The organism is Prosthecodimorpha staleyi (assembly GCF_018729455.1).
In the GTDB taxonomy this organism is placed as follows: domain Bacteria; phylum Pseudomonadota; class Alphaproteobacteria; order Rhizobiales; family Ancalomicrobiaceae; genus Prosthecodimorpha; species Prosthecodimorpha staleyi.
This window is the reverse complement of the sequence record NZ_JAHHZF010000007.1, coordinates 212391-227388: the sequence shown is the minus strand read 5'-3', so window position 1 is coordinate 227388 and position 14998 is coordinate 212391. Positions and strand designations below refer to the sequence as shown.

Sequence of the window (14998 nt, the reverse complement as noted above, 5' to 3'; positions counted from 1 at the left end):
ACATGGCCGTGACGGCGGCACCAGGAGCGTTAATGTCTCAACTCAACCCCTCCCGCGAGGATTTCGCGGCCCTTCTCGAAGAGTCCTATACCGGCGGCGAGCTGTTCGAAGGCACCGTCGTCAAGGGCACCGTGGTCGGCATCGAGAAGGATCTGGCGGTCATCGACGTCGGCCTGAAGGTCGAAGGTCGCGTGCCGCTGAAGGAATTCGGCGTCCAGGCGCGTGACGGCCAGATCAAGGTCGGCGACATCGTCGAGGTCTATCTTGACCGCGTCGAGAACGCGCTCGGCGAAGCGGTCATCAGCCGCGAGAAGGCGCGCCGCGAAGAGAGCTGGCTGCGCCTCGAGGAGGCCTTCAACAAGAACGAGAAGGTCACCGGCGTGATCTTCAACCAGGTCAAGGGCGGCTTCACGGTCGACCTCGACGGCGCCGTGGCGTTCCTGCCGCGCTCCCAGGTGGACATCCGTCCGGTCCGCGACGTCGGCCCGCTGATGCACATCAACCAGCCCTTCCAGATCCTCAAGATGGACAAGCGCCGCGGCAACATCGTCGTGTCGCGCCGGACCGTCCTGGAAGAGACCCGCGCCGAACAGCGTTCCGAGCTGGTCCAGAGCCTGCAGGAAGGCCAGATCGTCGACGGCGTGGTCAAGAACATCACCGACTACGGTGCGTTCGTCGACCTCGGCGGCATCGACGGCCTGCTGCATGTCACCGACATCGCGTGGCGCCGCATCAATCATCCGAGCGAGGTCCTCTCGATCGGCCAGACCGTCCGGGTCCAGATTATTCGCGTCAACCCGGAAACCCACCGCATCTCGCTCGGCATGAAGCAGCTCGAAGCGGATCCGTGGGATGGCATCGCCGCCAAGTATCCGGTCGGCACGAAGTTCTCCGGCCGCGTGACCAACATCACCGACTACGGCGCCTTCGTCGAACTGGAGCCGGGCATCGAAGGCCTGATCCACGTCTCCGAGATGTCGTGGACCAAGAAGAACGTCCATCCGGGCAAGATCGTCTCCACCTCCCAGGAGGTCGAGGTCATGGTGCTCGAGGTCGATCCGGTCAAGCGCCGCATCTCCCTCGGCCTCAAGCAGACCCTGGCCAATCCGTGGGAAGTCTTCGTCGACAAGTACCCGATCGGGACCGTCGTCGAGGGCGAGGTCAAGAACAAGACCGAGTTCGGTCTGTTCGTCGGCCTGGATGGCGACGTGGACGGCATGGTTCACCTGTCGGATCTCGACTGGAACCGTCCGGGCGAGCAGGTCATCGAGGAATTCCGCCGCAGCGACAAGATCAAGGCGGTGGTGCTCGATGTCGATGTCGAGAAGGAGCGCATCTCCCTTGGCGTCAAGCAGCTTGCCGGCGACCCCTTCGAGAAGGCGGGCGATCTGCGCCGCGGCGCGATCGTCACCTGCGAAGTGACCGACGTGAAGGATTCGGGCATCGAGGTGAAGATCGTCGATACCGAGTTCACCACCTTCATCAAGCGCTCCGAGCTCAGCCGTGACCGCGCCGAGCAGCGCCCCGACCGCTTCGCCGCCGGCGAGCGCGTCGATGCGCGCGTGGTCCAGTTCGACCGCAAGACCCGCAAGGTCCAGGTGTCGATCAAGGCCCTCGAAGTGGCCGAAGAGAAGGAAGCGATCGCGCAGTTCGGCTCGTCCGAATCGGGCGCCTCGCTCGGCGACATCCTCGGCGCCGCCCTCAAGGCGCGCCAGGACGACCGCTAGTCTCCGATCCGGCACCGCTAAGGCGGTGCCGACACGGACCGCTCTTCAGACCCGCGCCGGGCGACCGGCGCGGGTCTTCTGCATTCAGGCGATGCGATGCGGGTCTTGCCGCCCTTGATACGGGCTGGTACCCCTGGCCACCCAAGGAGACCGCCCATGCATCTCGATCCGGACGTTGTCCTCGACCGCCGCCGCCTGAAGCGGAAGATCGGATTCTGGCGCATCGCGGCCTTTCTGGCCGCCGGTGCCGCGCTGGTCGTCGGCCTGACCGAGGCCGGCACGATCAAGAATTTCGCCCAGCAGTCGACCCCGCATGTCGCGCGGATCTCGATTTCGGGCTTTATCCGGCCGGACCGCAAGTTCCAGGAGATGCTGGAGCGGATCGGCAAGTCGAGCTCGGTCAAGGGCGTGATCGTCGAGATCAATTCGCCGGGCGGCGCCACCTCGGGCGGCGAGGCGCTCTACGAAGGCCTGCGCGACCTGGCCAAGAAGAAACCGACCGTCGCCCATGTCGACAGCCTCGCGGCCTCGGCCGCCTATATGGCCGCGCTTGGTACCGACCGCATCATCGTCCGGCGCAGCGCCCTGACCGGTTCGATCGGCGTGATCGCCCAATGGGCCGACGTGTCGGAGCTGCTCGCCAAGGTCGGGGTCAAGTTCGAGGAGGTGAAGTCCTCCCCGCTCAAGGCCGAACCGACCCCGTTCAAGCCGGTCAGCCCCGAGGCGCGCGCCGCAGTCGACCGCATGATCCAGGACAGCTACGGCTGGTTCGTCGGCCTCGTCGCCGAGCGCCGCAGCCTGGGACCGGACGAGGCCAAGCGACTGGCCGACGGCCGCGTCTTCACCGGTGCGCAGGCGCTCGACGCCAAGCTGGTCGACGAGCTCGGCGGCCCGGAAGCCGCCCGGCGCTGGCTGGAGACGGCCAAGGGCGTCGACAAGGATCTTCCCGTCCGGGACTGGAAGCCGCGCGACGACAAATTCGGCTGGGATCTGGCGCAATCGGCCGTCGCCGCCGCGACCCGCGGCGTGCTCTCAGGGCTCGGCATGGAAGATGCCGTACGCGGCGGCGCCGCGCTTGACGGTCTGACCTCCGTTTGGCACCCTGAAGGCTTGAAAAATTGAGGAAATCCCGGGGGGATGGATCGATGATCAAGTCCGAACTGGTGCAGCGCCTCGCCGAACGCAACCCGCATCTCTATCAGCGCGATGTCGAGCACATCGTCAACGCCGTCCTGGACGAGGTCGGTCACGCGCTGATGCGCGGGGATCGGGTCGAACTGCGCGGTTTCGGCGCCTTTTCGGTCAAGAATCGCCCCTCGCGCACCGGCCGCAATCCGCGCACCGGCCAGAAGGTCGCGGTGACCGAGAAATACGTGCCCTTCTTCAAGACCGGCAAGGAGATGCGCGAGCGTCTCAATGGCGGTGTCGATCTCGGCGACTGAGCGGTCCGCTCATCCGCGAATCGGCATCGTTTCGAAAGAGGCCGCCGCGACCGGGAGCCTCGGCTCCGGTCGTCGGAGCTGCGGGCCGGGGGGTCCGATCTGACCGGGGACCGGCCAATTGGCCGGATGGTGAACCGGGCGTTAAAGAGGGTCCGCGGCGCTACGGCCGCCGGTCCGGACCCCGGGGAGACGTGAATGTCGCGAATTCTGTGGTGGCTCGTCGGGGTGCCGGTCGGCATCGTTCTGGTCGCGCTGGCGGTGGCCAATCGCGCGCCGGTCAAGCTCTCGCTCGATCCGTTCCGCCCCGAGGCGCCGGCGCTTTCGGTCGAACTGCCGCTCTATCTGATCTTCTTCGCCGTGCTGATGATCGGCGTGGTCATCGGCGGCGTCGCGGTCTGGCTCAATCAGGGTCGCCATCGCCGGTCCGAGCGCCGCTTGCGCGCCGAGACCGAGCGCCTGTTGGGCGAACGCGAGGCGTCCGTGGAGCGCGACCGCGAGGCGCGCCGCGCCGCCCTGGCGCTGTCCGGTCCCGGCCGCCGCGCGGCGTGAGACACGATCGGGGCGCCGGCCGGCCGGACGCACCGCCCTGCCCGCCTCGCCGGGCCGGTCCCGCCGGCCTTGCTGACTCCGTTCTGAAGGCGCCATCCGACCGTCCGGCCGGATGGCGTCGCCGTTTTCCACTGCTGGTCAGAGGTTCCCATGCGTGTCGTCGAGGCCGAGGAAGTCGGCCGCCTGCTGGTCTATCCCGATCTGGTCGATGCCCTGGAGGCCGCCTTCCGCGGCCATGTGGTGACGCCGGTCCGCCATCACCATCCGGTCGTCCGCGCCGGCGAACCCGACGCCATGCTGTTGCTCATGCCGGCCTGGGACGATGTATCGGCCGGCTTCGACGGTGATCCGATGATCGGCATCAAGATCGTCAATGTGGTGCCCGGCAACGCGGCGCGCGGCAGGGCCAGCGTGGTCGGCAGCTACCTGCTGATGTCCGGGGTGACCGGCGAGCCCGTCGCCATGATGGACGGCACGCGGCTGACGCTGCGCCGGACCGCCGCCGCCTCGGCGTTGGCGGCCCGCAAGCTCGCCCGGCCGGATGCCGCACGGCTGGTCATGGTCGGCGCCGGCGCGCTGGCCCCGCATCTGATCGAGGCCCATGCCAGCGTGCGGCCGATCCGCGAGGTCGCGGTCTGGAACCATCGGCCCGAAAAGGCCGTCGCGCTGGCCGCAAGCCTTGCCGGCCGGCCCTACCGCGTGACCGCAGTCACCGACCTCGCCGGTGCCGTGGCCGAGGCCGATATTGTCTCCGCCGCCACGCTGTCGTCCGAGCCGGTCGTGCGCGGCGCCTGGCTGAAGCCGGGCTGCCATGTCGACCTGGTCGGCGCCTTCACGCCGGCCATGCGCGAGAGCGACGACGAGGCCGTCCGCCGGGCGCGCGTCTTCGTCGACACGCGCGGCGGCGCCCTCAAGGAGGCCGGCGATATCGTGCGCCCGATCGCCGACGGCGTGATCGCGCCGTCGGATGTGGTCGCGGATCTGTTCGATCTCTGCCGTGGCACCGATCCGGGACGCCGCGGCGCCGACGAGATCACGCTGTTCAAGTCGGTCGGGACCGCGCTCGAAGATCTCGCCGCGGCACGGCTGGTCTGGTCACGCCTCGCCGGCGCCTGACAGCCCGCTGGCATCTGAAGGCTCGGGCATCGGCACCGGCGTCATCGCCCCGAAGGCAGCCCCATTCACGTCGCGCAGGATGGCGATCCGACCGACGCCCGGCACATCCCATGGGGCGCGAAGCACCTGTCCGGCGGCGGTCGGGACCGCTGCCGCGGCAGCATCGATGTCGGAGACCGACAGATACGGGAACCAGTGTTCCGGGATGCCGTCGAATTCGGCGCCGTTCATGGTGAAGATGCCGGCGACCGGCCGGCCGTCGACCTTGGCCAGCCAGTAGGTCCCCTCCGGCATGGCCATCGGTTCGAAGGCCCAGCCAAGCAGCGCGGCATAGAAGGCCTTCGCGCGCTCGGGGTCGCGGGTGTTGAGCTCGTTCCAGACGAAACTGCCGTGCGTGTCCATGTCATCCCTTCGCGGTGGGTCGGCAGCGGAGCCTGCGCTCCGGCCGAAGGCCGTCCGTTCGGTACCCCCCACGCGGCAGCATGGCGGGGATCATGACACGACGATGGCGATCAGCGTCTTGCGGCGCTGTCGGCGGGCGAGCGGGCCGCGTCCACTGCCGCCAGGATGACGCCGACGAAGGCCGCGCTCATTAAGACCAGCGGGGCGGACATCGAAGCCCCGGGCTGTCCGGCGATCGCCGGCAGGGCGAGGATCAGCGACACGGTGCCCAGAAGGCCGGCGGTGAGCCCGATCAGGGCGACCCGGCGCGACGGTGCGGCGGTAGCGGCGAGCGGGCGGGCCTCGGGCATTTCGGATCTCCGGTTCGGTCCTCCGAGGCTGCGCCGCAGATGCTAACAAAGGGTAACGGCGCCCTGTCGCACCCTTGCCATGCCGGCCCGCGACGCGATACTGCGCGCTTGCGAAGAGAGGGGCCCGGCGGACGGGTCGAGGGGAGCCCCGCCCATGATCGTAACCGAGTCCCTGCCGCTGTTCTTCTTCGGCTCGCTGCGCGACGCGGACCTGTTTGCGCTGGTCGCGGGCCGGCCCTTCGCGGATTTCGCGACCCGGCCGGCGGCGATGGCCGGCCACCGGGCGCGACGGGCCGACGGCGAGGCCTATCCGGTCCTCGCCGCCGAACTCGGTCACAGGGCCGGCGGACTGTTGGTCGATCTCCCCGACCCGACCGTGATCGCGCGCATCGCCTTCTATGAGACCACCGACTACCGCCTCGCCGAAACCGAGGTCGTGACGGCCGCCGGGTCTGTCCGGGCGCGCTTCTTCGAATCGACCGGGCTTCTGGCCGCGACCGAGGAGACCTGGTCGCTGGAGCGCTGGCAGGCGACCGCCAAGCCGTTCGCGCTCGCCGCCGCCGAACTCGTCATGGATCACTTCGGCCGCGTCCCCCATGAGGCCTCGGCCGAGCTGTGGCCGGACGTCTATGCGCGGGCCGCCGCCCGGCTTGGCGCCAACCGCCGCACCGGCTGAGCGGCGGCCGGACCGGCCCCGGAGGGCAAAGCCGGCCTCGGCGTGACGGTTTGCGCCCGTCACGCCGGTCCGTAGAAGCCCGCAAGGCCTGCCGCACCATCCAATCGGGGCTGGATTTCCCTGACATTCCAAGCCTCGATCCTTCGTAGCGCGACCAAAGTCTGCAACGCGCGCTTATGGACTGGCCGGCCCAAATGCCCATAATGCCGGCCGAAACCGAGCAATCGGACGGCCATGACGGGATCGGCTACGGTCGCCGTCCGTGAAAAATCTTCTTGGGAGGTGGCTTATGTCGGACAACGTGTTCCCGGTGCCGGAAGCAGTCGCCAAGGCGGCCTTGGTCGACGACGCGAAATACAAGGCCATGTATGAGCGGTCGGTGACCGATCCGAACGGCTTCTGGGGCGAGCAGGCCCAGCGCATCGACTGGATCAAGCCCTTCACCAAGGTCAAGAACACCTCCTTCGATCCGCACAACGTGTCGATCAAGTGGTTCGAGGACGGCGAGCTGAACGTCGCCGCCAACTGCGTCGACCGCCATGCCGCCACCCGGCCGGACCAGACCGCGATCATCTGGGAAGGCGACGACCCGGCCGATTCCAAGCACATCACCTATGCGCAGCTGAAGGACGAGGTCAGCCGCTTCGCCAACGTGCTCAAGGCGCGCGGCGTCAAGAAGGGCGACCGCGTCACCATCTACCTGCCGATGATCCCCGAGGCCGCCTATGCGATGCTGGCCTGCGCGCGCATCGGCGCGGTGCATTCGATCGTCTTCGGCGGCTTCTCGCCGGACAGCCTGGCCGGCCGCATCGAGGATTGCGGCTCCGCCGTGGTGATCACCGCCGACGAGGGCCTGCGCGGCGGCCGCAAGGTGCCGCTGAAGGCCAATGTCGACGCGGCGCTGAAGAAGATCACCGGCGTCGAGACCGTGCTGGTCGTCCGCCGCACCGGCAGCAAGATGGAGATGACCGCCGGCCGCGACATCTACTACGACGAAGCCGCCGCCGCGGTCTCGGCCGACTGCCCGGTCGAGCCGATGAATGCCGAGGATCCGCTGTTCATCCTCTATACCTCGGGCTCCACCGGCAAGCCGAAGGGCGTGCTGCATTCGACCGGCGGCTATCTGGTCTATGCGTCGATCACCCATGAGCTGGTGTTCGACTATCATCCCGGCGAGGTCTACTGGTGCACGGCCGACGTGGGCTGGGTCACCGGACACAGCTACATCGTCTACGGCCCGCTCGCCAACGGCGCCACCACGGTGATGTTCGAAGGCATCCCGACCTATCCTTCGCCGGCCCGCTTCTGGGAGGTGGTCGACAAGCACAAGGTCAACATCTTCTACACCGCCCCGACCGCGATCCGCTCGCTGATGGGCGCCGGCGAAGGCCATGTGAAGAAGACCTCGCGCGCCAGCCTGCGCGTGCTCGGCTCGGTCGGCGAGCCGATCAATCCGGAAGCCTGGGTCTGGTACTACAACGTGGTCGGCGACGCACGCTGCCCGATCGTCGACACCTGGTGGCAGACGGAGACCGGCGGCATCCTGATCACCCCGCTGCCGGGCGCGACCGCGCTCAAGCCCGGTTCCGCGACGCGGCCCTTCTTCGGCGTGCAGCCGGCCGTGGTCGATGCCGAGGGCAACGTGCTGACCGGCGCCACCGAGGGCAACCTGGTCATCCTGGACAGCTGGCCGGGTCAGATGCGCACCGTGTTCGGCGATCACGAGCGCTTCGTGCAGACCTATTTCTCGGCCTACAAGGGCACCTACTTCACCGGCGACGGCTGCCGGCGCGACGCCGACGGCTATTACTGGATCACCGGCCGCGTCGACGACGTGATCAACGTCTCCGGCCACCGCATGGGCACGGCCGAAGTGGAGAGCGCGCTGGTCGCCCATCCGAAGGTCGCCGAGGCCGCCGTGGTCGGCTATCCGCACGACCTGAAGGGCCAGGGCATCTACGCCTATGTCACGTTGATGACCGGCATCGAGCCGACCGAAGAGCTGCGCAAGGAGCTGGTCGCCTGGGTGCGCAAGGAGATCGGCCCGATCGCCTCGCCCGACCTGGTCCAGTTCTCGCCGGGCCTGCCGAAGACCCGTTCGGGCAAGATCATGCGCCGCATCCTGCGCAAGATCGCCGAGGATTCCTTCGACAGCCTGGGCGACACCTCGACGCTGGCCGATCCGGGCGTGGTCGACGACCTGATCGAGAACCGGCAGAACCGCAAGGCCGGCTGACCGGCCCACATCATGGCTTGAACGACCGAAGCCCCGGGAGCGATCCCGGGGCTTTCGTGCATGAGCGGCAGTTTCCGTGCGGCCGCAATTCCGTCCATCTCGGCCGCTTCCCTATCGGCTGGGGGTAAACGGAAGACATGGCATGATCCCGGCCGCCCTGCGCCTCGCCGTCGCCCTCCTGACCGCCACGCTCGCGCTGTCGCGGCCGCTGGCCGCCCCGGCCGACGACCGCTGCCGGTCCGAGACGGCGGATGCCGGACGACTGACGGTCTGCACCGTCGATCTCGCCCGCGACGACCTGCGCCTGTACTGGGCGGACGCCGATGGCCGACCCTACGGCTCGTTCCGATCCCTCGAAGACGATCTCGACCGGCAGGGCCTGCGCCTCGCCCTGGCCGTCAACGGCGGCATGTATCACGCCGATCTCTCGCCGGTCGGGCTCCATGTCGAGAACGGCCGGTCGATGCGGGCAGCCAGCACCGCCGACGGACCCGGCAATTTCCACCTGAAGCCGAACGGCGTGTTCTGGATCGACCGGGGCCGGGCCGGCATCAGCGAGACCGGCCAGTTCCTGGCCTCAGGACTGAAGCCGCAATTCGCCACCCAGTCGGGGCCGATGCTGCTGCGGCGCGGCACCCCGCACCCGGCCTTCAGGGTCGGTTCCGACAGCCGTAAAATCCGCAACGGCGTCGCCGTGCTGGGCGGAACGCGCGTGGTCCTGGTCAAGGCCGAGACGCCGATCAATTTCCACGACTTTGCGCAGCTGTTCCGCGACCGCTTCGGCGCGACCGAGGCCCTGTTCCTGGACGGCACCATCTCGGCGGTGCATTGGCCGGCGGCGGGACGGTCGGATTCGTCCTACCCGCTCGGACCGATCCTCGGCGTGGTCGAAGCGCGGCGATGACGACGGCGGGCGGTGCGGATGCCGACCGGGGCTGGAGACCGGGGATTGGGCCCGGCCAGACGGCGGCCCGATGATCGTCGGGATGCGCCAGCAAGGCTGACGTTTTCACCCGGCGGCGGGCAAGTCGATGTCAGAATCGGTGGCGCATTCGGGCGACGACGTGCCTGCGAAGGGACGAATTCACGAATGCCTTCGCCACAATCGTTAAATTTCGTGAAGAAGTTTTCTTGCATTGGCGGCGCGACGTGGCACTCTTGGAGGATCGCGAACGGGAGTGGATCATGGCACGCTGCAAGGACAGCCTCCGTGACGGCATCTTCGAGCCGGCGCAACTCGCCGACATCGAGATCGCTTTCCTCAAGGCGGAACGGCATATCCGCCGCTCCGGCACCGCGCTCGCACCGATCGTAGACCGGCGGGAACTGGCCCGGCGGATCGTTTCCGAAGCGCGCCACGGCGAGACCCAGCCCGACCTGCTATGGCGGGCCGCAGTGGCGCGGATGCTGGTCGAGCACCGGGTCTGTGGCTGACTGCTGGTCGGCATGGCGCATCGCAGGTCATCACCCGGAGCCCGCGTCGCGAGGTACGCCACACGATCGGCGGACGAACGATGACGAGACGGCGCAGGCCTTCCGTTCCGGAGGAGGCCTGCGCGGCGCGCGGGTCAGTTGGCGCGCGCTTCGGCGGTCTGTCGGAACGCCGTCCATTTGCCGCTGCAGCCCATCATGGCGACCCGCCAGACACCGGCACCCGACCGCCCCTTGAGCCGGCCCGAGGCATCGGCGCGCGCCAGACTTTGGCGGATATCCAGCGCGACGCGGCCATCGCCGCCGACACCGCCCGAAATCGCCGCACCGTCGTTGCCGCCGGCCGGTTGGACGCGGCCGTCGCGGATCGCGACCTTGGCCCGGTAGCTGCGGTCGCAGGATCCGCTTTCGGTCACCAGGCTGACCGCCCAGGTGCCGTCGTAGCTGGCGGGCCGGCCGCCGGCCGCAACCGGGCCGGCCGGGGCGATGCCGCCCGCCAGCGCGGCCATGACGAAGAATCGTGTGTTCATGCCTGTCCTCATTTCCTTCGCCCGGACACCGGATCTGGACCGACGGATGGTCGTCGATGCTGTCGGATCGCCGGGCTGTCGTCAGGGACACCCCGATATGAAACGCGAGCCGGACGGCTTCGATCCAGATGATCCGTCATCCGCATCGAATTTCCGGTGATTCTGCTTGCGTTCGGAAGGTTGAGACCGGACGATGCCGATCGTCTTGCGGCAGCCCGTCGGCCTCGTTTCATGCCCTGCAGTATCCGACAGCGAGGTCCGATCAGACCTGCGCCCGCTTCAGGGGCATGACCTGACGGATGATCTTGGCCTCAATGAGGCTCATTTGGGACAGACTGCGGTGTGCGCGGCGTTTTACTGAAGCGTCGCCGTGCCGCCAATTTCAGCACGCTGGCCACGACCTGACATTGTCTCGGCCGGGTGCGACGCCCCATAGTCCGAGCGACCCGCGAGTGAGACGAGGTGTCGCATGCGTCAGGAAAAACCCGAAACCGGCGGAGGCATTACGCCATCGGTTACGGCGTCGATCGGCGAGGCCGAGGCCGCCCTGCGGCGCAACGTGGACGATCTCGCGGAGGCGGCTCGGACCCTCGGCAATGCCGGCATCGCCGAATTTCAGGATCTCGCCGCCAGCCTCGATGTGATCGGACGGCGCCTGGCCCTATCGGATCCGATCCATCCCGACGGCCGCGCGTTCCGCGTCCGCCTCGCCGCCCATCTCGACACGCTCCGGGAAAATCTGGACGACCTCCTGGCCGAGATGGCTTCGGTGGCCCGCGAACAGGGTTCCAAGGCGAAGTGATCTCGGACCAGGACACCGTCCACCCTCAAGGACCTCGACGGCTTCGGAGAGCAACCCAACACACCCATCAAGCCATGCTCCGCACGGCGGGCGTCGGCGCAGCCGGCACCCTGTCATCTTGAGCGGCACGACCGGCCTCCCTGGCGGCCGCCCGGCGGCATCCGGCCGGTCGTGCCAGCCTTACAACGCGGTCTTTTCGGCCGGCGGGCGATCGAGGGTGCGGTCGATCTGCTTGGAAATCTGGGTGCCGGCCTCGCGGACATGCCGCCACGCCTCCTTGGTATAGCCGCCGTCATAGACGATGGCGTCGTAGCCGATCGCCACGGACAGAAGGAAGAAGAAGAATCCCAGACGCATGGCTCGATCCCTTGGGCGCCCATGCCGGACGGGGCTTCCCCGGCGGCGCGCCAGCCTGTGATGGTTCCGGCGTGCCCGCAGAGCCGCCGTCGGCGGCATGATGGCCGCCAAGTCCAAGTCATAACGTGTGGTAAGCCATCCGGTTCCGCAACCAGCCGCACGAGCCCGGGCGCCCGGACGCGGCGAGATCGCCGGGATCGGCGCGCCGGTTTCGCCGACCTGAGAAGGCCGGTCAGGCCGCCGGACGCCGGGCCAGCAGTGCCCCCAAGGCGACCAGCAGCCACCCGGCGATCATGGTCGAGCCGCCGATCGGCGCGGCATTGGCGAAGAGACGGGCGCCCTGGAACGCACGCAGCGCCAGATCGCCGGCAAAGAGCAGGCTGCCGGCGGCAAGCACGATGCCGGCCAGCCCGATCATGCGCGACCGGACTGCCATGCCGAGCGCGGCGAGAGCCGCCAGTCCCGCCCCATGGGCGACCAGCAGAAGGCTTGCCGGACCGAGCCCTGCACCGGCGGCGGCATCGCCGCCCGCCAGGGTGCGTGCGGCGAGATGGCTCGCCGCGGCCGCCAGGGCCACGCCCGTGGCCCCGAGCAGTCCGGCGAGGAGGAGATGCAGGCGGGCGATCGGCGGCATGGCGGAGGTCTCCGAAGGGGCGCCGGACTGTGGCCCGGCCGTCCGGTCGCCGCAAGCGTCGGCCTGGAGACGCCGACCCGGAGGCGGCGGCCTGGAGGCACCGGCGGAGGGGCACCGCGCGCCAGGCCGGCTCCGCTGACGGAGACCGGCGTCCCCATCCGGATGAAGACGCATACGCAGTGATCCGGACCCGTTCCCTGATCGAAACTTGATCGAAAGCGGGGCGCGACGCTGCAACCTCGGTCATTGAACAAGCCGGACCGCCGCTCTAGTGTCCCCTCGCCGTCTGCCGCGCCCTGGGGGCGGGGGATGGCGCCCGGAATGCGGCACCTGCAGACCGCGCCCCGCCGGAGGCAAGATGGCCCTGATCGACTATGCCAACCCGACCCGCTTCCTGGGTCTGGTGGAAAAGTTCCTGCCCTGGCTCGCCGGATTGGCCGCGCTGCTGATCGTCGTCGGCCTCGGCCTCGTCTTCGGCATAGCGCCGGACGACTACCAGCAGGGCGCGACGGTCAAGATCATGTTCATCCATGTGCCGGCCGCCTGGCTGTCGATGTTCGGCTATTCGATCATGGCCGCCTCTTCGCTCGGCACGCTGATCTGGCGCCATCCGCTCGCCGACGTCTCCGCCAAGGCCGCCGCCCCGGTCGGCGCCGCTTTCACCTTCGTCTGCCTGGTCACCGGTTCGCTCTGGGGCAAGCCGATGTGGGGCACCTGGTGGGAATGGGATGCCCGGCTGACCTCGGTCCTGGTCCTGTTCATTATGTATCTCGGCCTGATCGCGCTCTGGCAGACGCTGGAGGATCCGATCAAGGCCGGCCGGGCAGCCGCGGTGCTGACCCTGGTCGGGATCGTCAACATTCCGATCATCAAGTTCTCGGTCGACTGGTGGAACACCCTGCACCAGCCCGCCTCGGTGTTCCGGCTCGGCGGACCGACCATCCACGGCTCGATGCTCTGGCCGCTGCTCGTCACCGCGCTCGGCTTCACGGTGCTGTTCGTGACGCTACATCTGATGGCCATGCGCAACGAGATCCTGCGCCGCCGCATCCGCACGCTGCGGATGCTGCAGGCCTCGGCGGTGGCGGGGTAGTCCGGTCATGGCAGGTCTCGGTCCCCATTGGGGCTTCATCGTCGCCGCCTATCTGGTCACGGCCGTGGTGGTGCTCGGGCTCATCGTCTGGATTCGGGCCGACCTCGCGGCCCAGCGTCGGACCCTGAAGGATCTGGAGGCGCGCGGCCTGCGCCGGCGCTCCGATGCGGCCAAGGCGGTCACACCCGCAGCGGCGGCTACGCCCGCGGAGGCGGAATGACGACCGAGCTTCAACCCGACCCGCCGGCACCCTCCCGCCGCCCCTGGCTGGTGGCCCTGCCGCTGCTCGTCTTCGCCGCCATGGCCGGTCTGTTCGCCTATTTCCTGGTGCTGAAGCCGCGCGACGCCTCGGAAATTCCGTCCGTGCTGATCGACAAGCCGGTGCCGGACTTCACGCTGGCGCCGCTGGCAGGACTTTCCCGCGGCGGGGCCGCCGTGCCGGGCCTGACCAGCGCCGACCTCAAGGGCCGGGTCACCATCGTCAACGTCTGGGCCTCCTGGTGCGTGCCGTGCCGGCAGGAGCATCCGATCCTGAACACGATCGCCAAGGACCCCCGCGTCCGCCTGGTCGGCATCAACTACAAGGACGAGCCGGAGAACGCGCTGCGCTTCCTCGGCCAGCTCGGCAATCCCTTCGCGGCCGTCGGCACGGACCAGAAGGGCCGGGCGGCGATCGACTGGGGCGTCTACGGGGTGCCGGAAACCTTCCTGGTGGCCGCCGACGGACGGATCGCCTACAAGTTCATCGGTCCGCTCAGCCCCGAGGGCTACGCCGCGAAGCTCGAACCCGAGATCCAGAAGGCGGTCGCCCGTCGCTGAGCGTCCCGCCGCCGCAACGATCGAGCGGTCGGAGCCAATCGCGCCGGATCGGCGGACCGGGAGGAGGCACCATGGCGGTGGAGGATTTCGAGACCGGAGCCGCAGCGGCGTCGCGTTTCCAGCGAAGCGTCCCGGACGGCGATACGGTCGAGCGCAATGTCTGCCGCGATTGCGGCTTCGTCGCCTACGAGAATCCGAAGCTGGTCGTCGGCAGCGTGGTGCGTGCCGGCTCCGCCATCCTGCTCTGCCGGCGGGCGATCGAGCCGCGGCGCGGCTACTGGACGCTGCCGGCGGGCTATCTGGAACTCGGCGAGACGCCGGAGGACGGCGCACGCCGGGAAGCCTTCGAGGAGGCCGGCGCCGAAATCCGGCTGCATGCCCTGCTGGCGGTCTATTCCGTGCCGCGGATCAGTCAGGTGCAATTGATCTATCGGGCCGAACTGGCCGGTTCCTTCGCGGCCGGCCCGGAAAGCCTGGAGGTGCGCCTGTTCGAGCCGGACGAACTGCCCTGGACGGAACTGGCCTTTCCGTCGGTGGAATGGGCGCTCGAACACGAGCATGCGGTGCAGGCCGGCACGGCGCCGGCGCCCTTCGTCAATCCCGCCGGCGAAACCGGCGAGCGCTTCCGCGGCCGGCCAGCCGGCTTCGGCACCGCGCAACCACCCGAGCCGGCCTGATCGGGCAGACCCTTCGACGGACGGCAGGCGCGAAGCCGGAGATCACCGAGCTGCTCGAAATCGGCCATTCGTCCCGCCGGCGACAGAAAACCCCGCCGCTTGGGGCGGCGGGGTCTCGTGGCCGGAAGGCGGGGGGCTGATGTGCCTGGCCGGACCA

Annotated in this window: 19 protein-coding genes; 14 read left to right on the top strand and 5 right to left on the bottom strand. The window is 68.8% G+C overall.

The genetic code is table 11. From position 1 onward, the window contains the following. Window positions 1-32 precede the first annotated feature (32 nt). The 5 genes from rpsA (at window position 33) to KL771_RS15610 (ending at window position 4834) form a co-directional block, all read left to right on the top strand. Window positions 33-1727, top strand: a complete 1695-nt coding sequence (gene rpsA / locus KL771_RS15630; RefSeq protein ID WP_054359318.1) for a 30S ribosomal protein S1 — start codon at window positions 33-35, stop codon at window positions 1725-1727. A gap of 156 nt (window positions 1728-1883) precedes the next feature. After that, window positions 1884-2849 (top strand): signal peptide peptidase SppA, encoded by a 966-nt coding sequence (sppA, locus tag KL771_RS15625; protein ID WP_261969474.1) that lies wholly within the window; start codon window positions 1884-1886, stop codon window positions 2847-2849. 23 nt (window positions 2850-2872) lie between these two features. Next, window positions 2873-3169, top strand: coding sequence for an integration host factor subunit beta (locus KL771_RS15620; RefSeq protein WP_261969473.1), 297 nt, complete (start codon window positions 2873-2875; stop codon window positions 3167-3169). Between the two features lie 195 nt (window positions 3170-3364). Continuing rightward, the gene (locus tag KL771_RS15615) at window positions 3365-3718 is read left to right on the top strand and encodes a lipopolysaccharide assembly protein LapA domain-containing protein (RefSeq protein ID WP_261969472.1); all 354 of its coding nucleotides are present in this window, start codon (window positions 3365-3367) and stop codon (window positions 3716-3718) included. Between the two features lie 150 nt (window positions 3719-3868). Continuing rightward, window positions 3869-4834: an ornithine cyclodeaminase family protein gene (locus KL771_RS15610; protein ID WP_261969471.1), complete on the top strand. Its 966-nt coding sequence runs from the start codon at window positions 3869-3871 to the stop codon at window positions 4832-4834. Here KL771_RS15610 and KL771_RS15605 read toward each other — a convergent pair. Continuing rightward, entirely contained in the window at window positions 4814-5236 is a 423-nt protein-coding gene (locus tag KL771_RS15605) for a VOC family protein (RefSeq protein ID WP_261969470.1), read from the bottom strand. The genes KL771_RS15610 and KL771_RS15605 overlap by 21 nt on opposite strands. 110 nt (window positions 5237-5346) lie before the next feature. Then, entirely contained in the window at window positions 5347-5586 is a 240-nt protein-coding gene (locus tag KL771_RS15600; protein WP_261969469.1) for a hypothetical protein, read from the bottom strand. 154 nt (window positions 5587-5740) lie between these two features. On the opposite strand from KL771_RS15600, the gene KL771_RS15595 reads away from it, so the two are divergent. The 4 genes from KL771_RS15595 to KL771_RS15580 all read left to right on the top strand — a co-directional run bounded on the left by KL771_RS15595 (window position 5741) and on the right by KL771_RS15580 (window position 9932). Next, a complete protein-coding gene (locus KL771_RS15595) occupies window positions 5741-6262 on the top strand; it encodes a gamma-glutamylcyclotransferase family protein (RefSeq protein WP_261969468.1) in 522 nt (173 codons plus the stop codon). Window positions 6263-6551: 289 nt separating this feature from the next. After that, window positions 6552-8498, top strand: a complete 1947-nt coding sequence (gene acs, locus KL771_RS15590) for an acetate--CoA ligase (RefSeq protein WP_261969467.1) — start codon at window positions 6552-6554, stop codon at window positions 8496-8498. A 142-nt stretch (window positions 8499-8640) separates the two neighbouring features. Continuing rightward, the gene (locus KL771_RS15585; RefSeq protein WP_261969466.1) at window positions 8641-9402 is read left to right on the top strand and encodes a phosphodiester glycosidase family protein; all 762 of its coding nucleotides are present in this window, start codon (window positions 8641-8643) and stop codon (window positions 9400-9402) included. A gap of 281 nt (window positions 9403-9683) precedes the next feature. Further along, window positions 9684-9932, top strand: coding sequence for a hypothetical protein (locus tag KL771_RS15580; RefSeq protein WP_261969465.1), 249 nt, complete (start codon window positions 9684-9686; stop codon window positions 9930-9932). Window positions 9933-10066: 134 nt separating this feature from the next. On the opposite strand, the gene KL771_RS15575 is transcribed toward KL771_RS15580, so the two are convergent. Next, window positions 10067-10459: a hypothetical protein gene (locus tag KL771_RS15575; protein ID WP_261969464.1), complete on the bottom strand. Its 393-nt coding sequence runs from the start codon at window positions 10457-10459 to the stop codon at window positions 10067-10069. A 469-nt stretch (window positions 10460-10928) separates the two neighbouring features. Here KL771_RS15575 and KL771_RS15570 point away from each other — a divergent pair, with 469 nt between their 5' ends. Next, a complete protein-coding gene (locus KL771_RS15570; RefSeq protein ID WP_261969463.1) occupies window positions 10929-11261 on the top strand; it encodes a hypothetical protein in 333 nt (110 codons plus the stop codon). 180 nt (window positions 11262-11441) lie between these two features. Here the strand turns inward: KL771_RS15570 and KL771_RS15565 are convergent, their stop codons facing one another. Then, the gene (locus KL771_RS15565; protein WP_261969462.1) at window positions 11442-11618 is read right to left on the bottom strand and encodes a hypothetical protein; all 177 of its coding nucleotides are present in this window, start codon (window positions 11616-11618) and stop codon (window positions 11442-11444) included. Window positions 11619-11850: 232 nt separating this feature from the next. Further along, entirely contained in the window at window positions 11851-12252 is a 402-nt protein-coding gene (locus KL771_RS15560; protein ID WP_261969461.1) for a DUF423 domain-containing protein, read from the bottom strand. A gap of 358 nt (window positions 12253-12610) precedes the next feature. Here KL771_RS15560 and KL771_RS15555 point away from each other — a divergent pair, with 358 nt between their 5' ends. From KL771_RS15555 to KL771_RS15540, 4 genes are all read left to right on the top strand, one after another. Continuing rightward, a complete protein-coding gene (locus tag KL771_RS15555) occupies window positions 12611-13345 on the top strand; it encodes a heme ABC transporter permease (RefSeq protein WP_261969460.1) in 735 nt (244 codons plus the stop codon). A 7-nt stretch (window positions 13346-13352) separates the two neighbouring features. Next, window positions 13353-13565, top strand: coding sequence for a heme exporter protein CcmD (gene ccmD / locus KL771_RS15550; RefSeq protein ID WP_261969459.1), 213 nt, complete (start codon window positions 13353-13355; stop codon window positions 13563-13565). Beyond that, a complete protein-coding gene (locus tag KL771_RS15545) occupies window positions 13562-14164 on the top strand; it encodes a DsbE family thiol:disulfide interchange protein (protein ID WP_261969458.1) in 603 nt (200 codons plus the stop codon). The genes ccmD and KL771_RS15545 overlap by 4 nt, the downstream gene beginning before the upstream one ends. A gap of 71 nt (window positions 14165-14235) precedes the next feature. Further along, window positions 14236-14841 (top strand): NUDIX hydrolase, encoded by a 606-nt coding sequence (locus KL771_RS15540; RefSeq protein ID WP_261969457.1) that lies wholly within the window; start codon window positions 14236-14238, stop codon window positions 14839-14841. Window positions 14842-14998 lie beyond the last annotated feature (157 nt).